The organism is Devosia nitrariae (assembly GCF_030160115.1).
Classification (GTDB): Bacteria; Pseudomonadota; Alphaproteobacteria; order Rhizobiales; family Devosiaceae; genus Devosia; species Devosia nitrariae.
Window position 1 is genome coordinate 131,800 of the sequence record NZ_BSNS01000004.1, and the last position, 21,429, is coordinate 153,228.

The following is a 21,429-nucleotide window of genomic DNA, read 5'->3' on the forward strand; positions in this document are numbered from 1 at the left end:
TCCCCTTAGGTTAACGTTTTCGACCGCGATGGCCTTCTGGCCGCCGGCACCGTCGACTTCCCGCCACTTGCGGTCAGCGCGATCACTGCGTCCCGCACGTCACCCATAGTTGCGGTGGCGGTGTCCAGGCTCGCCTGCATCCGATCGATGCTTTTGTCGACTGAGAGGCGGAGCTCGGCGATCTCGTCCTTCTCGACGAAATGACGCTCGACATGGCTGCGGAAATCCCGAAGTTCGTTGGAGACGGTGACGGCCCCCGCCGAGAGGTCAGACACGCGCTTATTGGTGTCGACGAGCTGCTCCCCGACCGCGGCGAGGCTAGTCTCGGTCTTCGTGCGGAAGATCAGATAGGCGCCGTAGATACCGAGCCCGCCGAGGATGATGGGGACGACGATCGACAGAATTTGGCCAAGGCTGACCGTGGGTTCGATATTCAAGGTTACGGTCTCCAGCCACACGACCGTTCGCCGTGCTTGTTGTGCGACAGCACGTCGTTGACGAGCCGATTCGAGATGACCTCGACATCACGCTCGGTCGGATGCATCACCCGGGCCACATCACAGAAAGCCCCACCCGCGCCCCCGGTAGTCGTGCAGCCGGCCAAAACCCCCGCGATCATCGACAGCGCCAGCAGGAGCCCACACACCGACCAAGCGCGCTCGCCGGTACTGCGTGTCATCGCAGCCGCATTTCGGCCGCCGCCGGCGTTCCAGCGGGACGTTTTCATCGGCGGACCCATCGAGAAAGCTCCTCTCGTCTGCGATCCGGCGGCATCGCTCGGATCTCTTCATCGACGGCAATCCTGTCACGGAGGGCTTCCAAGGAATTGGAAACGTCATCCAAGTTCTTGGAATTTTCACCCGAGCGCCGGCCAACAATGAAAACGACGGCGAGCAGTGCGATCGAGACACCCACCATGGCGACGACGCGGCCGACGGGATTGCCGACGAGCCACGACAGGATAGGTAGGCCGACGGGGGTGGCGAGCAGGCCCAGTGCGAGCGGGACGACGGCGCCGGCGATGGCGATGAACTCGATCATCGGGGTCCTGCAATCCGCGTTCTGAGTTCGAGTACGGCTGCCGGCGCATCGCCATCACCAAATAGGATGCAAAGTGCAGCGAACCGCTGGGCAGGTGATAGATCTGCAGCGTCTTGCGCTGAGAACATGACCTTTCCGTCCTCGACGGTCACGGCGACACCAAGGCTGGCAAGGGCGGAGCCCTGCTCTGCCGAGCCGTATCGAGCTAGGTTTTCCAGATGGTCGACCATATCCGTCGTATTCATGCGATCACCTCGTCACCAGTGCTGCGGTCGTTGATCTTCCGCCAGGTCGCGTAGAGCCCCAGACCCACGCTCACGATCGTCAGGCCGATGAAGACGAGTTTCACGGTCTGCGAGATCTCAGCGAGCGGGGCGAGCTGGCCAGCGGCTTCAGCTGCAGCAACACCGAGGGTGCCAATGCCGGTACCGGCGACGGCCTGGCCCTCGGTCGTCGAGGTCACGACGGCGGTGGCGCGCACATCGCATGCGCCGGGCACATCGTGCGGCGTGCGGCAGGCCGAGATCTCGGTCGGGCGCTGAGCCTTTACCGGCATAAACGCGATACCGGCAGCAAGGCGGAGAGCGAACTCACGGACATCGTCCACACGACGCTGCCAGCCACGGCCGAAGGTGCTCCAGCCTTTCAAGCGCTTCAGGAACGCCAGTCGCCGATGCATGAAAGCGACGATCAGGCCTTCGATGTCGCTGACTTGGCGGACGGCATTGAGGGTCTTGCTGCCGATAATCCCATCGATCGCGCCGCTATAAAGCTTCCGGGCCTTAAGCTCGGTCTGCAGCATGCGGACGCTGCGACCGACACCGGAATTGACCCCGAAATCGAAGACAGCGACGTCGAGACCGAAGGGCAGATCATCACACCGGGCGGCGTTCCAATACTGCGCCCTGTAGATCTGCTTGGCTTCCTGGACGGTCAGGGCCTTCACCATCGCCCGGGTCGCGCGATCGATCTTGCGCCAGGCCGCCAGCGTCAGATGAGTGACACCCATATTGGTGGCGCCGCCCGGATCCTTCGGATGGTTGACGTAGCCTCCCTCGATCCGGAGCAGATGAGGGAAAAATAGGTCGAAGCTCTGGGCGCTCATGCGGCGTCTCCAAACATGTAGTGAGGTTTGCGACCCTTCGAGAGCGCCGTGACGACGGCCTGCCCGCGCAGGATCAGTCGCACACCGTCAACCCTCACGCCGACAGCGCCGCGATCCGCCGCCAAGCTGCACACGGACCCGATGCGCCGGCGGACGGCGTCGATATCGACACCGAAGTCGGCGAGTGCGGCCAGTGCGGCCGGGTCCTCCAGCGTCTCGTCGACCTGGATGTTGAGAGCACGCTCGGCATAGCGGCGGATCGCGTGGTCAGTCACGTGGGCGGGCATCATGCGACGAGCCTCCGCGTCGTCAGGATCGAGAACGGGATGTGGTCGCCGCTCAGGCGGAGCTCGGTGTGCGCGTATTCGGCGATGCAGATCGCATCCGCCACGTCGTCAGTTTCGGGATCGAGGCCCAGGTCGCGGACATGGGCGATCGAGCGATCCTTGGTGTCGCCCTTTCTGGGCTTCACGCCTTTCGGCGCCGGAATGATCCGGCTCTGCCAACTGGCAGTGTGCACGCCGTAGAAGCCGACTTCATTTTCCGCGGCAACGAGTTCGACGACTCCGTAGATCGCTACTGTCAGGAAGCTCGAGGCACCGCGCAGGTGCGGGATTTCCGCGACGATGAAGTCTGGCCGGAAGCGATCGACCAAGTCTGCGACGCGGGCATAAGCTTCAAGAAGGATCGGTGGCTGGCGCTGGAAATCCCCCTTGGCGCCTTTGGGGACGTTGGCGTCTAGACGTAGGAGGCCATGCTCTACCAGGATGCCGTCTCGCGTCACGGCGTAACCCGTCTTGGTCGCCGTATCGAGGATCAAGAGTGTGCTCATGCCGCCCGCCTTTCCGCCGGCGGATAAAGCAGCGGCTGGGTGTCGATATCGAGCGCCTCCGCGATCGCAATCAGGCGGTCGGGCCCGAGGCGGCAGAAGTCACCGTGCGCCCGGGCGGCGCGGATCTCGGACATCAAGCGACGATCGAATGCACGATAGCGTTCTTTGATCTGCTGAGAGCGCAGGCGGTGTCCGTCGACGTGACGCACGATTGCGTCGACGAGCCTGGGCCTGGCGGACTCGAGTGTCGTGGAGCGGAGCTGGCTCATGCCGCCGCCCTCGCTAACGATTTCGGATTGGGGGATGGAGCGATATTCCAAACCTTCGCCGACAAGCGCTCGAGGCGCTCCATCGAAATGCCTGGATGCACGCCGTACCGGAGGTCGGAGACGTTGTTGGCGGTGATACTCGGGTCGACAGTTTTGATGTCACGCGTCTTCAGCCCGCGTTGCTTGATCGCAGCGCAGATGTTCTCGATCAGTTCTTCACGAGATTTGGCATTGTCGGCCTTCTTGTTGAACGTAGCTAACGATACTTCTCGCAAGATAGCCGCCTGCACACAAGGATAGTTTCAGTAATCCAAGCGTCGTTTTCAAGGATTCTTGCGTCAAGGGAAGAAACCGAGAAATCTGAGTGGCCGAATAACTTTTTTCAATGTTGACACTACGCGAGCTTCTGCGGGTCAATGTTGACACGCCGCGAGCGTTACAAAGCGAAGCTAAGGGCCGTTAGCTTCGGTATGAAGGTTTATTTGCCGAATCCTTGTGGACCGCTCTTGCGTCATGCGTCGCAGGACACCATCATTGATCCAGAGCCGCCCAAAAGAGGCGGCCATCGACGACGTAGTAGAGCACCTGGATGACCCTCGAGATTGAGACCGGCGGACCCGCGTCCGCTGTCGACCCCAGCATCGAAATCTCCGCTCACCGTGAGCGCTCCGGAACCGAATGGCTGACCGTTCCCGGCCAGTCGTACTTCGGTGTCACCGCAGTGCGGATGCGCAAGCTCGGATGGGCGGTCCTTCCGCAGGATCGCGACGGGCGCCGCCTGCCGTCGATAGTTGCCGGCCAGCGGATCAAGTGGGGCGAGTATAAGGACGAGGCGCCGTCGCTCGAGCTGACCGAAAAGTGGGCCGTGCACGCGCCGAGCGCGAATACGGCGATCCTACTCGGGCCGCCTTCCGGCAACATGGTCTGCCTCGACCTCGACATCACCGACGCCGACATCAGTCTCCATATCCAGGAGATCGCGGAGGAGATCCTAGGAATCTCCCCGTTCCGCCGCGTGGGCAAGCGACCCAAGATCGCTCTCTTCTACAGGATGCCCACCGACGAACTGCCGACCAACCGCAGTTACTTCCTGACGGAAAAGAGCGGCGAGAAATCCGAGCACCAAATCGAAATCAAGTCTCGCGGTGCGATGATGACGGCGGTGGGCCCTCATCACGAGAGCGGGCAAACATTCAGGTGGCAGGACGCGCTCCCGCAGCATGTCGGGCCCGCCGCGGCGCCGCTCGTCACGACCGACATGCTCGAGGCTTTTCTGGAAGCGGTAGAGACCCGCGCCCGGCCGTTCTATCGAAGCCCTGCTGCCGGTACCGACGTGGAATTCGATTACGTCGATTCGGATGGCATCGATGTCGCCCGTATCCGCCGCGCCGGGGAATTCGCGGCGTGGACCGAGGATGCAGAGGGGTATGTGGGCGACGGCCGGGAAAAGTACGTTTTCGCCCTGGCGATGCGGACGGTTCGTGCCAATCCAGCAGCATGTACCGACGATCGCGGTGTAGCGAAACTCAAAAAGGCGGTTTTCGAGGAGGGTTCGCGCACGATCCGCCAGACCGGCCGGTGGAGCGAGGGATATCTAAAATCCGAGGTCTCAGAGAAAGTCACACGCTTGGCCGCACTGGTCGCACGGGGCGAGATTTCCCCGATCCTGCGCGAATGCACGGTGGTTCCGTCTGACGAGCTCTCAAAGCAGATCACGTCGACGAAGAAGCCGGTGCCGCAGTTCGACGACACCTTCGATTGGCTCGGGACTAGCCGCGCGGCCCTTAAGGCCGGTTTCCAGCCCGGGCCTGAGGGCGCCGCAGAGGAATGGGCGCTCAAGGTCGATCGCTCGGCGATCCATGCGGAAGTTGCGGAGACGATCCGCGAGGGTCTGGAAGGGTTCTTCAGCGATGTCCGAGAACAACTCCAGGGTGCGGGCATCCATGTGATCATGGCGCCGACCGGATCCGGCAAGACGGCGCACGCGCTCGAGTGGATCATTCGCGACCCCGACACGATCGCCGACGACAGCTTACCGATCGATCAGCGTCGCGGGCCGTTGCTCTTCCTTATGCCGACCTACAACAACATCGATGAAGTCAGGTCGCGCGCGGTTGCGATGGGGCTGGACCCGGACATGACCGACGCCGAGCTCGAAGCCGCAGCGACGGAGCGCGGTCTCGTTTTCGAGGGCGAGGTCGACAAAGAAATCGCTGGACTTCGCGGGATGGCGGTCGGAGGCCCCGTTCGCACTATGGTCTACCGCGGTAAGGTCGCCGCCGGATGCCGGTTCCCGGAGCAAATGCAGGCCTTGATGGACGCCGATATCGGATCAAGCGGCATGTGCAAGTCGACGATCAAGACCTCGGCCGGTGAACGCGAGGAAGTCACGTGCGAGCACTACGCGACTTGCAACGCCATCCTGCAGCGCGCGGAGATCGCGAATTCACACCTCGTGTTTCTCCCGAGGTCTTTCCTCACACTGACGATCCCTGAAGAGCTCAAGAAAGCACGCGGCGTGATCGTCGACGAGGGCATTTGGGACCTGCTCGCGCACACCAACACCTTCCCAATCGCGGCACTCTATGGAGAGCGTAAAGAGCCGACGTTGACGAAGAGCGAGCGGGAGGCCGGCACGGAACCAGCATTTATGCTCGTTCAGCGCGGCCACATCGCCGGCGCCGCGATCGAGGCACTGGAAACCGGCAAAGATCCGGCGCTCCATATCCGCGCGAAATTCGCAAGCAACGCACTGGAGTTGGTGAAGGTCGCGAAGCGCGTCTGCTCGAGCGCCATCCAGAGCGGCCAGACCGTCCGTCCTCGGATGCATCCGCAAGATTTCCTCGATCTCGTCAGCCAGCCGAAATCGGTCAACGTCAAAGCAGAGTTCCGATTCTGGAGCCTCGTAGAGGAGCGGCTCGAGGCCATCGTCGACGACGAGCTTGCGGGACGCACGCCAAAGCGCGACATGCGAATCCAGTGCATCCGGCATGACGATCAGAACCCGCAAGTCCGGCTGTCTTGGAGGACGGAACCGAATTGGTCGGAAGCCCCCCTGCTCCTGCTCGACGCGTCGGCCGACAAATCAATCCTCGAGCGGTGCTTCCAAGGTCGCAAGATCAGGACCTACGGGTGCACCAACGAACCGAACCTTCGCACGATTGCGTTCCCCGATCGCACGTTGGCCGTCACGAAGCTTCTCGGGCGCTCCGGCCAGGACGAACTGGAGACGGCAAAGGGATTGCTCATCATCCGTCGTCTCCTTACCGCGATCTGCGCCGCCCATAGCAACGGCAGGGTTGCTGTCTGCACGACGAAACCCGTCCGCGCGGTGATCTGCACGGGCTGGGTGCCGCCGATGAACGCCGATTTTCTGCACGATGGGGCGACGGCAGGCCTCGATTTCGCGAAGGACCACGTCGCTCTCATAAGCCTCGGCCGCACCGAGCTCCCGATCACAACCGTCGACGGTCTTGTCGCAGCGCTAACATACGACATGGACGCGCCGGAGCTTCCGATTGACCGTTTTGGCACCGGCAAGGATTCCCAAAGCAAACCGATTTTGCCGCATCGTGTCGGCCGCAAAATCCGGATGCGAGATGGCCGATACGCGATTACACAACACCAAGCCCACCGCGGTGAGTTCGCGCGTGCCGTACAGAAACAGGCTCGCGAGGAGGCCATTCGGCAGCGCATCGGGCGCGTCCGGGGCGTCTATCGCGCGGCGCCGGCCGCTGTGTATCTTGTCGGCGAAGCCATCCCCGATGACGTGGTGCTTGACGACATCCGGTCGTATTCTGACCTCGAAACAGGCTTCGATATCTTCGACACCGCCCGCAGGATCGATGGCATCCTGTCGCCCGAGATGATCCCGAAAATCGCACCAGATCAGTGGACGTGCGAAGCGGCATCCAAGGAAATCGGCAAGCTCGGCGACCGTATGCTTCGAAACTACCGATGGATCCGTTGGGCGGACGAGCGAGGCATAGAGCACGATGCATACGTCCCGATGCATCACGACGATATGTCCGATGAACGCACCTTTGTGCGCTGGGCTAAGGCTCTCAGTCTCCGTGGCCGCGTCACGAAAGGCAGCGAGTACGTCGCCGCCGTTGCTCCCAGCGCACCGCGCCCTGACGACAAAGTAGAAGCTGCGCTTGGCACGATCGAGGAGCGCCGGGAGCAAGAGGAAAGCTTCATACGCCGCGTAATAGAGCATGCGATGGCGACCGGCGAGTACAAGCCCGCAACCGCGACGCCGATTGGGAAGCAGCGTGCTCGCTATCGCATCCATCCCGACACCGACCAGACAGCTGAAATCGGCGAGTTACACCTGATGCGCATTCTCGCCGGGATGCGCGAACTACCGGAGGAGACCGGCATCGACGCCAACCTGGCACGCGCTGAGTCGGGCGCGATCGACGAGGGCTACCGCCAGACTGGCTAAGCGACCGCCGGCTCGAGCAAAAGCGTCCCGATAGTGTTGGATCCGCCCGTTCCGGGGCCGGGTGCGATGAGCCTGCGGATTTTGCATAGTGATCTTATGCAAAATCCGCAGGCTGGTTGTTGTCGCTTAAGCTACCGCCGGCTCGAGCAGTAAAGTCGCCATCAGGTCTGCCTGGCCAGAACCGGGCGTGGCCCCGATCTCGACCTTTATGACGTCGCCGATAACGAAAGCGGCGTCGATTGCAATCGACGCCGCGGTCTCACCGATTTCGACGTAGCCGTGGGTCAGGTAGATCAGATTGCCCGCCGCGTCGATCTTGCTGATGATCACGCTCACCGCATCTGTCGAAGGCGACAGCATCCGGACGTGCATCGGGAGCTGAGGTGCCGCCGCGCACGCCATTGGGATTGTAAAATACCCGACGACTCCGACCGTCACGGGACCGAGCTGTTGGAACGTGGCAGTGACCGGGCCAGCGCCGGCGTCCTCGCCGTCACTGCCGTCAGCCGAGAGCATCTGCCAACGCCCGGCGTCGAAGTCGGTGGCGAAATCCGCCCCCGACTCGTGCGCGATCGTGGCTACAACCGAGCCGACTCCATCAACATAGACTTGATCGCGCAGCTGATACGCGGTGCCGCCGCCGAGCCAGTTGCCACGCAGCCTGCTGGTCGTCATCGGGAACGGGATCGGCCCCAGCGTGCTACCGTCGCTCATATCCATGACGAGCCCGGCGCCGTCCCCAGTCGCCGTCAGGCTGACTATCCTGATACCGGCACCGAATTTCAGATACAGGTCGTCGAGGGCTGTCCTCGTATTCGAGAAATTGAGGTCCAGCCGCTCAATGCTGAGGCGAGCACCATTCTCGGCGCGGGTGACGATATCTACAGCCATGACGGGCTCCTAAAATTCTGACCAGAAATCAACAGTATTGGCGAGGGCGCCAGGTCCAATCGGACGGCGGCGGCCAACGGAGGTTACCTCTGCTTGCTCGACGTCCGGGTCGGGCCAGTCCACGACGATCCGAGAGCTGACGACGGTGACGTCGATGCCGCCGATCGCTTTGTGGATCGCAGGGAAACCGGTGGTTTTGACGATCTCAGGCACCGACCCGAGTCCGATTTCCGGGTCCTGTACCTGCTGACCGGCGCCCGGTTTCGGTGTCGCAGCGGCGCGCCCGGGGCGGCGTTTCACCCGGGCGCGCTCGGCACGTATCATCGACTGAAAGAAGCGAAGGTTGGCGCTCACTCGGAACCCCCGAGGTCAATGCCCTTGGGCGATTTGAGGACCTGACCAGCGACGTATACGTGCCGAGAGAGGAGTTCCTCGGCCGTCAGGTCGCGCAATTTCAGGTCTATCTTCGTTGGGACCCTCTGCACCGCCAGTCGTGGGTCCCGACCGAGCATTGCGGCGTACGTCGCTTCACCACGCTGGACGCCCGCCGGGTTCTTGATCTGCAGGCTCTCGACGGCGTAACTCGCATACTGGAGCTGCTCGACAACGATCGGCCGCGGCACCGCATCGCTCTCGATGAGGTACTCCGTGTCGCCGGCGATCCCGCTCACCGCGCCCGCCTGAACGGTGTAGTCGCCACCGAAATAGTCATCGACAGCGTAGCCGCCGAGCGCGTCAGCGTTCGTAGATCCGTCGGCGTCGGTACCCATAGCGACGGCGATAGTCACTGTGATCACAGCGCCAATCTCGCCATCCCAGCTTTTCTCGAGGGCGACCACTTTGCCTACGATCTCGCGTGAGGTGCCGTCATGCCACGGCACGGACATCCGCACGCTGTCGCGCAGTGTCACCTCTTTCGCGTCTGCCCACAGGTATCGAGCCGAAATCACGAGCGAGCGTGAGCGCAGGAGGAGTTGCTTGCGGCACCGGCCGACGAGGTGAGCGATGACCTGGCGGCCGGCGTCGGTGTCGGCGAAGCTCGATTGCGACACCCGCATTGGAGCCCTGGACGGCACCCAATTCCAGTACGGGTGCCAGCTGTAGCCAGGCGGCGTCGGGCCCAGGAAGACCTGCTGGAAACCCTCGGGCTTCTGGTCGAAAGACGTGCTGACGTGATCTTCAGTGCACTCGTAGACGACGCCACCCAGTCGGACCCGATCGCCAGCCGAGTATGGACCGGGCGCGTACGGGACGGACCCGGGATCGCTGAAGATGTCTCCGACGCCGATCTCGCCCAGGTCGAGCTCGCGGGTCGTGGCGGGCACGTCCTGAATGTCCATGCCTACGACGACGTGGACCTCTTCGACCCTGGCCTGGGAGTATGAGTATTCGAGCTGGACCGTTTCGAATCGATAGCCCCAGCACCCGAGCTGGACCATTTCCCTATGGTTGTCGATCGTTTCGAAATACCCGGTCTCCGGGTCGTTGCCGGCGTAGGTCACTTCGAAAATCCGGCCGCTCAGGAAAGGCCCGTACATCCAGTGCACGTCGGTCGTGGTGACCAAGCTTTTGCCCAGCGTCCACCCCGGCGCATCACCGATCAGGCCCGCAGGGAACTCGCCGCCGGCGTTCTCGAGCAGGTCCGGCGTCATGCTCGCGAAGTCCTGGAAATACGAGGCGATGTCGCAGATACCTTTGGCCTCTTGTGTCCAATCCACCTTGAATGTGCAGCGGGCGGCAGAGACCGGCGTCTCGCCCTCGAGCAGCATGGCGGACGGCTGCTCTTCGAGATCGTGAAAATGGTGGTCCGCCAGGCCGACCACGCGATCGCCGTGGATGAGGTCACTGATGCTGACCTCGTGCGTGACCGGATCAACGTGAAATACTGCCGACCTGGCGAGCAGGTATGAAGTCGGGTCGTTAGGGTCCGTGTCCTCGAGGAGGTGACATGTCTCCGGGGCGCTTGCCAGGTGCTGGCGGCAATAAGTAATCAGGGCGCCGTCAACTGTTCCGGCCTCGACGCCACCGATCTCACGCAGATTTGCCGGTGCTCCCTCGAACTCGATGCGCTGAGTGAGCCCGAAGAAATCTGATGGTACGCCGACCATTCGCCCGCGGAAGATCACCACAGCATCCTGGGGCTCACCGGTTTCCGAGACGGACAGAATGCCGTGGCGCGGGTGTCCCGGCGACATGATCGCCCATCCGCTCTGCTCACGTTCGATCGCAAGCGTGGCGACTTCGCCTTCTTCGTGCGAGAGGCTCCATCCGAAGCCATCGTTGTCGATGTCCGTGTGGAGCTGCCAGTCGAACAGGACCGCGTCGCTCTCGACGTATGCCAGGAACGCTTTCATTACGCGTCCCTCATGTGAAGATCGGCGCTCCACGTCGCTAGCCCGGTCTTGCTGTCACCCGACATCGAGACGTCACCGAGGAGGCACTCGACCGCGGCGTAGAAGGCGATCGCCATCGGCCGATCGAATGCGACCGCCACCGACACGGTCTTGTCTACGACGGTGTGCTCGAAGATCTGGTCGGTCTCCGGGTCGCGGATCCGCGTGGATCCAGGCACCGGGGTCCAGCGAAGGGTCTTCGACAGCGTGCCGGCAGGCAGCAGGTCGTGCTGCCAGATGCACGAGTGCAGCGTGACGATGTGCCCGGGTTCGAGCATCTGAAAATTCGGAACCCTCCAGACGCCATTGCCGGCGCCGGACAGGCGGATGGTCGATTTCCGCCGGAAGGTCGGCTTGATGACCTTGGCTCGCCCGTTCCAGGTGTTTCTTACCTGCACCGGTGCCATGGGCTCCCACTCCTCGGCAAAGCCGAGAGCGGAGCGCAGGGTGACAACGACGTCGGGGCCGAGGTAGAGAGTAGTGTCCATCATGCCCCCGCCAGCGACAGACTAGAATTGCGCTTGAGCTGATCGATTTCCGAGCGCTCACCGAAGAGGCGCACCGGCTGCTTACTACCCGGGATGTTGAGGTTCACGTCGACGACGTCGCGCGTCCGCATGCCGGAGCCCGCGGTGATGTAGTTCAGCCCGCTCGAGGTGTATGCCGGCGCCGCGGCCTGCTGGATCGCCTGCGCGGTCGAGCTGGCGGGCAGACCGGGCTTGCGTCCGTAGCGATCGAGGCTGGCATTGGCGGATTCGACGGCGCGCTGAATGCCGGCTTCGACACCCGTGATTTTCTCGATCAGAGGGTCTAGCCAGGCTTGCTGGCTGTCGAGCAGTTGATACGTGAGCGTGGCCACGCCCGCGAGAAGACCGAGAGGCCCAAAGACACGCATCAGAAGTGTGCCGAGACCGGTGACGGCCGCGCCGATCGTCCCAAAATGCGTTAGGAGGCCACCGACCAAGCCCTGTCCGAAACCGGCGACGAAATTGGACACGACGCCGAGGAGACCGGTGAAGAGCCCCTTGAACGACGTGCCCATGAACCCCGTCAGCTTCTTGACAAGGGCCGGTGCTTCCTTGCCGAAGAAGAACCCCCACAGCTTACGGAAACCACCGAGAACCAGGCCGAGACCACCGAAGATACCGGAGAGCTTGAGGAGAGCGACGAACGCCAGCGCGCTACCGAGATCCTGGCCGAAGAGTTGGAAAAACGAGTTGATCAGATCGTACGCCCCGCGGAACCAACCGATAGCAACCTGGAAATGCGTGATTACAGCCTGCACCGCGCTCACGACGTCGTTAATCCACGCGAAGCTGCCGGTTGCCTGCTGCCCGAGCGCGAAGACGTTGTAGAGCTGCTCGATGAACTCAGAGATCCATTCCGACACATGCTGGATCGCGAAGCCGAGCGAGTACCACGTGCCGGTGGCGTGCGTCAGATCGCCGGCTTCGAAACCCGCCAGGAGCTGCGCCCACGACCAGGTTAGGTAGTCGATCACCGCGCCCACGGCACTCGCGATGTTGGCGACGGTGCCGCGCACCAGATCGATCGCGCCGGTGACGCCATCAATGACTACATCGCGCCATTCCGCCAGTCGCTTGCCGGCATCGGTGGTGAGGTCGTGATCGCGCATTTGGACGACGGCAACAAAATCCAAGACATGCGCTCTCACAGCATCGATCGCTCGCCTGATGTTGGCGGGAGTGAAGGTACGGGCAAGGGCTTTCTGGACGACCGGAGCGTACTTGCCAATGAAGGTGGCGGTGGCGCGAACTGTCTCCTCGATCACGCCGAGCGCATCACGCAGGCTATGCAGCCAGCTGAACCGCTCCGGCAAGTAGCCGATCTTCATGCCGAGCAGGGTGTCGAGCCTGAGCACGATCCTCATGAAATCGGAGATGAAATAGATCGCCGTGTTCCACGCCCGCCCGAGCCCATCGACGATTTGGTGGCGGTACCGTGTGATGGCCGCGGCGGCCTTGAGAATGAGGAAGGTGAATGGCCTGCCAAAGGCACGAAAGATCGTCAGCCGCAGACCCTCGAGGGCATCTTTCAGCGTCTCGATCGCGGCTCTGTATCTATTGGACGCGCGCACATCCTCGGCTGTGACCAGTGAGCCCGAGCGCTTCATCGCTTCGACGGATTTCGCGTATCCGGCAGCATCTGTTTTGGAGAGCGCGTCGAGTAGAGTTGCAACCTTCGTAGCGTCGTCGTCCCCGAAGATCTGTGACAAGACGGCCGTGCGATCGGACCCGCGGAGCCGCGCCACGCGGTCGGAGAAATCCTTGAGCAGAGCGATCATTGGCTTGCCGCGGTTGGCGGCATCAGTCATGTCGAGCCCGATGCTCTTGAAGATCTGATAAGCCGCGCCCGTGCCGCTCTTCGCTTGGCCGGCCACGCCGTAGAACTGGGTGAACGCTTGGCGGATGTCGTCCATGTTGACGCCGAACTGGGCCGCGAACCCGGCAAAGCCACTCAATTCATCGACGGGCATGTCGAGGGTATTGGACATCGTCTGCAGGTCCTGGATCGCATCGTGAGACCTATTCACGGCACGGGTCAGCGCCCCGAAAGATGCGATAAGGCTTGTGATCCCACCGATCCCGGTGATGAGGCTCAGGACGCCGACAACGCGGCGCACGGCGCCGACCAGGCCAGTGGCAGCGGTGCGAGCAGCGCGGAAACCGCTAATCAGGCCTGTGAGCGCACGAGTCCCGACGGAACGAAGGGCGGCGTTGATGGCGCGGACGCTGGTGACAATGTGGCCGCGGAATCGAGTGACGGCGCCGTTAGCGCTCCGGAAGAACGTGACCACACCTTTTCCGACGTCCCGAATCCTTGCAGCGGCCCACCGGACATCGTTTCCGAGTGCCTTCCAGCCGCCGAGATCCTTGAAGGTCTTGCGGATGGCCGACCCGGCCGCCCGAGTCTTGGTGACCACGGTGTCGATACCGTCGCCGACGGATCCGGCGATGTCGAACTGGCGCACGCTGTCGGTCGCATCCCGCACGAATTCACGGACCTGCGACCGGATTTCTTTCAACCCGGTGGCCCGAAACTCTGCGATGAATTGACCGAGCTTGTTCAGCATGACCGCTTGGCGTCCAGAAACTTATCCATGCCGTCCTTGTCGGCCTGGGCGGCGGCGAATGCCTCGAACAGGCGCACCGACAGCGCCTTTTCCTTCTCCCGCTCGACGGCCCTCAACATGAGCAACTGAGGCATCGTCAGCGTCGCCGGTCCTGAAGGTCCGCGCAGCTCTATGGCAAGGCGCCAGAGCCGCACGAACCAGTGCTCGTGCGTCAGGACGCGGCCGTTTCCCTCGTCTTCGAAGAGCTTTCTGAGGTCGTCGCGGAAGTCCGATTGAGACCCGCCGCCTTCGCCAGGCTCTTGAGCTTCTTGCCGAAAAAACCGGGGATGTCTCCGTCGAAGCTCTTGAAGATGCCGGTCTCGAGGATCTCGAGGTTGGCCTCCGGCGCCATCTTGTCGAGGGATGCCATCGTCCCCTCGTCGAAGGGTCGACCGAGGAAGCACGAGTTCAGTGTCGACATCGCCGTCGGGATCTGCAGGACCAGCGCGACGATAGCGCCGACCGACAGATCAGGCTCCTTGTCGTCGTCACCGCCGAAGACGCCGTCGACGAGGCTGAAGGCTTCGGGGAACCGCTTGAAGAACAGCGCGAGCTCCTGGAAGGTCGCGCCGCGCACGGCGATGTTCTTGGTCTGCGCCGCGCCGGTCTCCCGGTTATAGAGACGGATACCGATGCGATCGATCCTGTGGGTGTCTTCGGCGGAAGCCAGCAGGCTCTCGAGTTCAGCGTCCAGGCTCATCTGTTACTCCGGGTGAGAGGGGATCGAGGCGGCCCTTAGGCCCGCTTCAGCTTGAGGATTTCACCCCAACGGAAGCCCTCCGCCTTGCTCGGATCTTCCGACAACGTGCCGTTCACGCTGATGGCGACGGGCGAGTTCTCGTCGCTGCCGATGGGCACTTCTTCGGTGTTGAGGAAGGTGACCTGGTGGCAGGTGATGCGGAGGTTTTCCCCCTTGCCCACCTGGTTGAACATGGCGGCGCCGACCAGGCCGTCATCGAGCTGCATGATGCCGGCGTGGAGCACCTTGTCCGCGGCGGTGATTGCAGGGGCGCCATACGTGATCTCGACAGCTGCGCGGCCATCGGCATCGACCACAACCCCATCAGGATGCTTCCTGATATCGAAGATTCCGGAGGCAGGATCGAAGGTGTAGTGCTGGTTCTCGACATACGCGATCGGCACTGCGTCCAGAGACATGACGGCGGTGACTTCGCCGTCGAGGAACGGCAGAACCGCGGCCTCATCCTGGCCGATCTCGTCCGTCAGGAAAGATCCGCCGGCAGCCTGCGCGGCCTGGGTATAGAAGCTGTCGGGAGAGCCGCCGAAAATGATGGCGTGACCAAGATCGCTGATCTGGCGCCAGCCCTGGTTGAGAACGCCGGACTTCTGCACCAACCACTTTGCACGGAGGGTGCGGGTCGGGCCGTCATTGCCGAAAACATCCTCAGTTTCGAACTCGTTCTGCAGCGTGATGTTGCTGTAGTCACCTGTGCGCACGAAGGCTTTGCTGAAGCGACCGTTGCCGTTGAGCTTCAGGTACGGATGGCACTTGGCCAGCTTGTAGAGCTTGGCAGAGAGCGGAGCGGGCAGCATGTCGGGTCCTCACAGAGTCTGAGTGTGGTCGCCCTCGGCAAGCGAGACTTGGGCGCGGAAAAGGATGGGAACGAAATCGAGATGGCCGTCGCGGCACTTGATCTGCCGGTCGAGTGGCCCGAAGCCGGCTGGCTCGAAGTCGTCGACATGAAGATCAGCGCCGACGCCGTTGAGCGCCGCTTTCGCCTCGGCAACGAGCCCCCACAGCGGGATCATCGAGCCGGCCTGGCTGACAACGACGGGGGTCACGGCGAGGGTGAAGGCGTAGGTCTCGCGCCGGTCCGCATCGGTTTCGCCGAGGACCTGGACGATCTTCACGTCGACGGGCTCGATCACGAACGCGGGCGCATCCTTGGTCTGCAGAGCGTCGATGCGATCGAGGTAGACGCCCTCACCCACGCTCGTGCCAGCGGCAACGAGGCGGTCCTGGATCGCGGCCATGATCGAGACGAAGGCGTGCACGCAGGAGCTCCGATTTCCCGAAGCCTCGGCAGGATCGCGTTGGTAGCGCTACGGACATCTCATCCGGCGAGTTGGGTCGTGCAGCGGACCGTGCCCGTCCCGAGATCCTGAGGATCCGAGAGCCGCCAGGTCCGTCCGTCCGCACGCCGGACGCGGTCGCCGTTCTCGATCGGCCGCGGGAGTGAGGCCCGCTCGAAGAAGACATGGGGCTGCGACACGATCATGCGCACCCCATTGACGTGCTCGTACTCGCGCTCCGGGAAGCGCGCCCAGACATCCACCTCGTCATCGTCAAGCATCAGGACGCAGGGCTCGGCGCCGACGGCTTCGGACCTGGCGAGGATGCCTGCGAGGAGATCGAAAGCAGGGGAATGCATGGTGGTCTCCAAGAAAAAGGGCGGCCACAAGGACCGCCCAAGTCGACGACTATCAGTCCGGATCAGACCGTCTGGGTGACGACAGTGTTGAGCTCGAGGCGCTTCACATAGTGAATGTGATTGCTTTCCGAGTAGAGCTCGAGAGCCTCGTTGCGCGGCGTGGGTGTACCGAGCATGTAGACCGGAACACCTTCGGTGCCGAGGTAGTCGAAGTCCTGGCGCGGAGCGAAACGGGTCTGCAAGTTGCCCTGGATCTGCGGCACCACCAGCATCTGCGGCGCGAAGATCTTGCGGACCGGGTCGGAGCCGGGGACGTTGGCGTTGTTCATGTACTGCTTCACGAACACACCTTCTGTGATTTCCCAGCCGCGGGTGCGCATGTCGGCGGTGATCAGCGTCGACTGCCACGCCTTCCAGATGTCCCTGACAAATTTGTTGGTGCTCAACTGGCGCATACGGACGCTGTCGACGAGGACATTCCAGCCCTCGATCATCGCACCGTCGGACTTCTCACCCTGCTCATCAACGAGCGAGCGGAAGAAGTCGATGGGGTCGAAGTTGACGTTGGCGAAGTCAGCGGTCTTCTGCAGCGGCGAGCGGCCGAAAGATGCACCCAGATCGTACTTCACACCGTTGGCACGCTTCGGCACCAGACCCTGGAGGGCGCCTATGCGATCGACTTCATGCGTCAGGGCATGGGCCGCATTGTGCTTCTCGTAGTGCTCGGCCAGGCGAGCCTCCACGGTTTCGGGTTCTACGGTGCCATGACCACGGCGGCTGGCGACCTCAGCGGCATAGAGCACGCTGCGAGCCGGGTGGCTCGGAATGTTCAGCGGAATGCTGTCGCCGTCATCGACGGTGAGCTCGGTGGGTACGCCGTTGTAAGGCGCGCTGTCGACGATATCGAGACCACCGTCCTTCAGGTCGATAGCGATGGTCTTGCCGGTCACACCCTTTTCGTTCCAGCCGAGGCTAGAGACCTGGCGGGGAGCGACCGGGTTGCGATTGACGTCATCTGTCAGGGTCGCTTGGCTAAAGGCGTCGTCGGCCCAGGGATTCAAGATGACGCCCGGCGCGGCCATCATGACCACTTCGGAGATATGAGGTGCGCTCGCGCAGAACTGGTTCATTTCGGATCCTCGGATCGATGTTTGGTGACTGGGTCCGCCTTAGCGGACCTCGATTTCCTGCTTTACGAGCGCGGCAATTGCCTCGGCACGAGCGGCCTGGGGAACGACGATCTTGGCGGACTTAACTTCAGCCAACTTGTCCACGAAGACCGCTTCTTCGAGCGCGGCCGCGTCGGCCATCAGCACGGCGACCTTGAGATCCGGATCAGCGCCATCGCCAACGGAAAAAGGGCGAAATCCCTCCGGTGTCGCGTCGTGCGCGAATTGGATTTCGCCGTCTAGACCGAGGGCAGCGAGTGTCACGCCGTTTGGGCTCAAGGTGATAGCGCGAACATCGGGTCCATCAGCGAAGATCGTGATCCCGCCTGCTGGATTGACTCCGGCGGAGATATTGAGTCCGACGCCGGTGGCCGCATTATCAATCTTGATCGCGATCGCCTCGGGCGTGTCCGCGGCCAAGATTTCGACGGCAAACGTATCGGCATCGACGTGGATGTTGAGATATCCCGCGGTCCCGGCGGTGTTGAACTGCTCGCCAACGATTTCCGCAAGCTGTTGGGCCTTTGCGGCTTGCAGTGTGACGACGGAACCGGCGGCCATCGCTATCAGCGCGATGGCGTTGCGGCGGCTCAGAAAGCCGGAAGCTTCAGAGATGAGGGCTTCGAACTGGCGACCCATTGTTACTTTCCTTCGAGTTTGGCCCGACGGGCCGCGTAATAGTCGGTGGGCTTCAGCTGCCGGGGTTCGGAGCCGCCCTCAGGCTTAGGCGTGTGCGTCGTCGACACGGTCGAGATCGTCGGCGCCGGTTTTCTGGGCTGACCAAGGAAGGACTGCTGCAGCTGCGTGATCGTGGCGCCGGCGGCGACCTCGTCCTCGAACTCGGCGTCCCGGCCGGCGGCTTTAGCGCGCTTTGCGATGGCCTTGACGACCGGAGAGTTGCGGTCGACCTGAACGATGGGCTCTTCAGGCGCTTTCACCTGCTCGGGCTCTTCCGGAGCGTCCGGGACGAGGGTCTCAACGAGAGCAGCCAGGGCGTTGACGGTCTCGGTCATCGCCGAGAGCTGCTCGGACAGGCTCTCGATCGTCGGCGCCGCGGTTTGCTCCGGCTCGATATCGTTGCCGGGTTCTTCGACTTCCGGAGCCGCGGTCATCAGGATCGAGAGGCGCTGCTTGACCGCGTCGGACGCAGTGTCGAGCGGAAGATTGGTGAGGTCGAGTGCCATGGTGACATCCGGTAGTGGTTCGCCCAGGACCTCGTCCGCCCAGCCGGCATCACGAGCCTCTTCGCCCGTGTACCAGGTGGTGGCGTCGAGCAGCGCGGAGATGTCTTTGTCGGACAACTTCGACTGACGAGCGCGGTAGATGGTGATGCCGGCGGACTTGTGAGTATCTAGCGCGTCGGCAGCGGCGCGCATGTCCTTGGCCTCGCCTTCGGCCCTGGTGCTAGGATTATGGAACATCCAGATCGAATTGGCGGCCGTGATGACCTTGGATCCCGCACAGGCGATGAGGGTCGCTGCGGACATGCAGGTGGCGCCGACTTCGATGATGACCTCGATGCCGCGGGATTTGGCACCCTGCAGGATGTTGTAGATCTGCGTGGCCTCGGTCACTACCCCGCCGGGCGAGTTGAGGGGAAGCCGGATCGTCTTGACGGTGCCGGCCTGCTTGACCTCTTTGCCGAAGGTCCGGGCGGACTTGCCGTCCTCTTCCCAAGTCCAGAAGTCGAACCCGCCACCGATGTAACCGTCGATCTCAATCACGGCCTCGGTCTCACCGGCCATGCGGAAGGTCGGCGTATACATCTTCGGCTGGACGGGGGCTTTCATGACGACATCCGCCATGCTCGGGACCTGGCGGCCACAAGCGGCGGACTCGGTGATGCGGCTCTCGGCCGGATTCATGCGGTACTCCATCATTGTCGGAAGCGTCGGGGGCTGCGCGTTGGTAGCGCTACGGACAAAAACATCATCTCGGGTCGAGCACGGATCCGTCTTGGTCCGACCGTTCCATCGCGGTGATCAGAGCGTCCAGTTCGATGCGCTCAAGCTCGACGATGCGGCGGCTGAGATCGGTCTCGACGAAGGTGACCTTGCTGTCGTGGGTGATCCCGAGCAGCATTGCACGCGCCAGGCCGCGGGCTTGGGTGAGATCCAGCTCACGGGGGTCTTCGCCAGTCTCTTCGATTACCGTATCCCTGGCGACTGTGCCGGCGTCGATCGCCTTTCGCTTGGCGTCGATGTCTTGCACGGGATGTTTATAGGTGCGGGACGGCCAGGACGTCGTGTGGTCCGCCCAAGCCTCCTCCGGAACGAGTTCCGGTGGTTGCCATAGGCCGTAGGCTACGGCCGTGGTGACGAAGCGATCAATGACGCGATCGATGACCTGGTGCTCGAGACGATCCCGATCCTGGCGAGCGAAGAGATCGAAAAAGGTCGATGCCAACTGACCTGTGCGATCACCTTCTGACCAATCGCCGAAGACCTGCGCGTACGGCAGGTCCAGGCTCGCTGAGATCACGAGCGACAGGAACTTGATGAACGGCTGCGCGCCGGCGCTTGTGTCGGTTATATTCGGGAAGACAATGTCCTTCCCGGCCGGTATCTCCAGAAGCAAGCCGCCGTCCCACTCGAGGCCGAGACCACCGTCCTGGGTTTCTACGACATTGGGTAGCGACACTTCACGACCGGATCCCTGCAGATCCTTGATGAAGCCCGCGAAAAGCGTGGTGAGTTGCTTGCGCTTGATCTCGTTATCGAGGTAGCCGCCGAGGCGGTACGACATTGCGAATGCCGCGACCGCGCGGGTGACGCCGCGGACCGACCGCTTGCCCGGAACGGGGCGGTAGATGTGGAACATGTCGTCGACGCTGACGAACTCGGTCGTGAGAGGGCCGACACCAGCGGCGTCCGGATGGCGGGTGTAGACCCGGTAGCCGATCTTCACGTCGCCCCGGAACACGATTCCGGCAATGGTCTTGGTGCCGTCGGCGTTGTCCTGGTTGAAATCGTGCGGCACCATCTCGGCCGGCAGGAGCTGCAATTGGATCGGGACCGTGCGTCCGTCGAAGTCTGTCTCAACGATACGGATGAAGGAGTCGCCGGCGATCTCGCTGTCGAGGTAGGCTTGATAGATCAGCTGACCGAAGGGCAGATCTCCCGCCGGGTCCGCTTTCTTGGCCCAGATGTCAAACAAGCCCTTAAGCTCACGGTGCTTAAACCGTGGAACCGGGCCGGCAGAGCCCGCTACGGACTGTCCGAGGAAATGGTAGGCGTGACGAAGGATGCCGTCGTTGTCGTACGCGTACCGGGCTATGCGCAGGAGCTTCTTAGCATGGGAAGCCAACTGAGCAGGCGTTGTCGCCGATCCCTTCGGCACCTCGGAATTCGTGCCGGTAGCGGCATATGGAGATGACGTCCGAAGCGCGTGGAAGACTTGTGTGACGGCCGTCGACATGCCGTGCATCGCACGACGGATCGGCCCGCGGGGTGTAACGTCACGCGCTGTGGACTCGATCGTAAGGGTCGGCTCGCGTCGCTCCATCACTGATGCCTCTGCATAAGGCGATACGCGCGGAACACAGCCCGGTCCGGATTGTCGGAACCGTCCTTGTCGGCAACTGCCGCGTAGAGCTCATCGAGGATGCGCTCGGCCTCATCGCGGCCAACGAATGATGTCGAGCCGTCGCCGGTCGAGATGGATTTCAAGCCGGAGGCAAGCTGGTCCTCAAGCCTTTTGATGCGCTCGACGAGCCACTCGCGCGACTGGAATCTGTATCGTGCCACGAGCTGGCGG

At 62.6% G+C, this 21,429-nt stretch carries 25 protein-coding genes; 1 reads left to right on the forward strand and 24 read right to left on the reverse strand.

Going from position 1 to position 21,429, the window contains the following annotated elements; translation table 11 throughout:
- Positions 1 to 5 precede the first annotated feature (5 nt).
- The 9 genes from QQK18_RS04165 to QQK18_RS04205 are packed head-to-tail and all read right to left on the reverse strand — an operon-like array spanning position 6 to position 3,522.
- The gene (locus QQK18_RS04165; RefSeq protein ID WP_284339026.1) at positions 6 to 437 is read right to left on the reverse strand and encodes a hypothetical protein; all 432 of its coding nucleotides are present in this window, start codon (positions 435 to 437) and stop codon (positions 6 to 8) included.
- Between the two features lie 2 nt (positions 438 to 439).
- Entirely contained in the window at positions 440 to 739 is a 300-nt protein-coding gene (locus QQK18_RS04170) for a hypothetical protein (RefSeq protein ID WP_284339027.1), read from the reverse strand.
- Positions 724 to 1,041 (reverse strand): hypothetical protein, encoded by a 318-nt coding sequence (locus QQK18_RS04175; RefSeq protein ID WP_284339028.1) that lies wholly within the window; start codon positions 1,039 to 1,041, stop codon positions 724 to 726. The genes QQK18_RS04170 and QQK18_RS04175 overlap by 16 nt, the downstream gene beginning before the upstream one ends.
- On the reverse strand, positions 1,038 to 1,286 hold the full coding sequence (locus QQK18_RS04180) for a hypothetical protein (RefSeq protein WP_284339029.1): 249 nt from the start codon (positions 1,284 to 1,286) through the stop codon (positions 1,038 to 1,040). Before QQK18_RS04180 ends, QQK18_RS04175 begins: the two co-directional genes overlap by 4 nt.
- Positions 1,283 to 2,146, reverse strand: coding sequence for a glycoside hydrolase family 108 protein (locus tag QQK18_RS04185; protein WP_284339030.1), 864 nt, complete (start codon positions 2,144 to 2,146; stop codon positions 1,283 to 1,285). The genes QQK18_RS04180 and QQK18_RS04185 overlap by 4 nt, the downstream gene beginning before the upstream one ends.
- Positions 2,143 to 2,436, reverse strand: coding sequence for a hypothetical protein (locus QQK18_RS04190; protein WP_284339031.1), 294 nt, complete (start codon positions 2,434 to 2,436; stop codon positions 2,143 to 2,145). Before QQK18_RS04190 ends, QQK18_RS04185 begins: the two co-directional genes overlap by 4 nt.
- Positions 2,433 to 2,978: a hypothetical protein gene (locus QQK18_RS04195; protein WP_284339032.1), complete on the reverse strand. Its 546-nt coding sequence runs from the start codon at positions 2,976 to 2,978 to the stop codon at positions 2,433 to 2,435. Before QQK18_RS04195 ends, QQK18_RS04190 begins: the two co-directional genes overlap by 4 nt.
- Positions 2,975 to 3,247 carry a hypothetical protein gene (locus QQK18_RS04200; protein WP_284339033.1) on the reverse strand — a complete coding sequence of 91 codons (273 nt, stop codon included), beginning with the start codon at positions 3,245 to 3,247 and terminating at the stop codon, positions 2,975 to 2,977. The genes QQK18_RS04195 and QQK18_RS04200 overlap by 4 nt, the downstream gene beginning before the upstream one ends.
- Entirely contained in the window at positions 3,244 to 3,522 is a 279-nt protein-coding gene (locus QQK18_RS04205) for a hypothetical protein (RefSeq protein ID WP_284339035.1), read from the reverse strand. The genes QQK18_RS04200 and QQK18_RS04205 overlap by 4 nt, the downstream gene beginning before the upstream one ends.
- Before the next feature lie 314 nt (positions 3,523 to 3,836).
- Between QQK18_RS04205 and QQK18_RS04210 the strand changes: the two genes are divergently transcribed.
- Positions 3,837 to 7,694, forward strand: a complete 3,858-nt coding sequence (locus QQK18_RS04210) for a bifunctional DNA primase/polymerase (protein WP_284339036.1) — start codon at positions 3,837 to 3,839, stop codon at positions 7,692 to 7,694.
- 126 nt (positions 7,695 to 7,820) lie between these two features.
- Here QQK18_RS04210 and QQK18_RS04215 read toward each other — a convergent pair whose 3' ends face one another.
- From QQK18_RS04215 to QQK18_RS04285, 15 genes are all read right to left on the reverse strand, one after another.
- Positions 7,821 to 8,585 carry a hypothetical protein gene (locus QQK18_RS04215; protein ID WP_284339037.1) on the reverse strand — a complete coding sequence of 255 codons (765 nt, stop codon included), beginning with the start codon at positions 8,583 to 8,585 and terminating at the stop codon, positions 7,821 to 7,823.
- A gap of 9 nt (positions 8,586 to 8,594) precedes the next feature.
- Positions 8,595 to 8,939, reverse strand: a complete 345-nt coding sequence (locus tag QQK18_RS04220) for a hypothetical protein (protein ID WP_284339038.1) — start codon at positions 8,937 to 8,939, stop codon at positions 8,595 to 8,597.
- Positions 8,936 to 10,939 (reverse strand): hypothetical protein, encoded by a 2,004-nt coding sequence (locus tag QQK18_RS04225; protein ID WP_284339039.1) that lies wholly within the window; start codon positions 10,937 to 10,939, stop codon positions 8,936 to 8,938. Before QQK18_RS04225 ends, QQK18_RS04220 begins: the two co-directional genes overlap by 4 nt.
- Positions 10,939 to 11,469: a hypothetical protein gene (locus QQK18_RS04230; protein ID WP_284339040.1), complete on the reverse strand. Its 531-nt coding sequence runs from the start codon at positions 11,467 to 11,469 to the stop codon at positions 10,939 to 10,941. The genes QQK18_RS04225 and QQK18_RS04230 overlap by 1 nt, the downstream gene beginning before the upstream one ends.
- Complete coding sequence (locus QQK18_RS04235) at positions 11,466 to 14,072, reverse strand: phage tail tape measure protein (protein ID WP_284339041.1); 2,607 nt, start codon at positions 14,070 to 14,072, stop codon at positions 11,466 to 11,468. The genes QQK18_RS04230 and QQK18_RS04235 overlap by 4 nt, the downstream gene beginning before the upstream one ends.
- The gene (locus QQK18_RS04240; RefSeq protein ID WP_284339042.1) at positions 14,066 to 14,266 is read right to left on the reverse strand and encodes a hypothetical protein; all 201 of its coding nucleotides are present in this window, start codon (positions 14,264 to 14,266) and stop codon (positions 14,066 to 14,068) included. Before QQK18_RS04240 ends, QQK18_RS04235 begins: the two co-directional genes overlap by 7 nt.
- Before the next feature lie 17 nt (positions 14,267 to 14,283).
- A complete protein-coding gene (locus tag QQK18_RS04245; protein WP_284339043.1) occupies positions 14,284 to 14,811 on the reverse strand; it encodes a hypothetical protein in 528 nt (175 codons plus the stop codon).
- A gap of 35 nt (positions 14,812 to 14,846) precedes the next feature.
- Entirely contained in the window at positions 14,847 to 15,665 is an 819-nt protein-coding gene (locus tag QQK18_RS04250; protein ID WP_284339044.1) for a hypothetical protein, read from the reverse strand.
- A 9-nt stretch (positions 15,666 to 15,674) separates the two neighbouring features.
- A complete protein-coding gene (locus tag QQK18_RS04255) occupies positions 15,675 to 16,127 on the reverse strand; it encodes a hypothetical protein (protein ID WP_284339045.1) in 453 nt (150 codons plus the stop codon).
- 59 nt (positions 16,128 to 16,186) lie between these two features.
- Complete coding sequence (locus QQK18_RS04260) at positions 16,187 to 16,504, reverse strand: head-tail joining protein (protein ID WP_284339046.1); 318 nt, start codon at positions 16,502 to 16,504, stop codon at positions 16,187 to 16,189.
- Between the two features lie 62 nt (positions 16,505 to 16,566).
- Complete coding sequence (locus QQK18_RS04265; RefSeq protein ID WP_284339047.1) at positions 16,567 to 17,634, reverse strand: major capsid protein; 1,068 nt, start codon at positions 17,632 to 17,634, stop codon at positions 16,567 to 16,569.
- Positions 17,635 to 17,673: 39 nt separating this feature from the next.
- Complete coding sequence (locus QQK18_RS04270; protein WP_284339048.1) at positions 17,674 to 18,312, reverse strand: hypothetical protein; 639 nt, start codon at positions 18,310 to 18,312, stop codon at positions 17,674 to 17,676.
- Between the two features lie 2 nt (positions 18,313 to 18,314).
- Positions 18,315 to 19,463, reverse strand: a complete 1,149-nt coding sequence (locus QQK18_RS04275; RefSeq protein WP_284339049.1) for a head maturation protease, ClpP-related — start codon at positions 19,461 to 19,463, stop codon at positions 18,315 to 18,317.
- A 139-nt stretch (positions 19,464 to 19,602) separates the two neighbouring features.
- On the reverse strand, positions 19,603 to 21,090 hold the full coding sequence (locus tag QQK18_RS04280; protein ID WP_284339050.1) for a phage portal protein: 1,488 nt from the start codon (positions 21,088 to 21,090) through the stop codon (positions 19,603 to 19,605).
- A gap of 86 nt (positions 21,091 to 21,176) precedes the next feature.
- Positions 21,177 to 21,419, reverse strand: a complete 243-nt coding sequence (locus QQK18_RS04285; protein ID WP_284339051.1) for a hypothetical protein — start codon at positions 21,417 to 21,419, stop codon at positions 21,177 to 21,179.
- Positions 21,420 to 21,429: the final 10 nt, after the last annotated feature.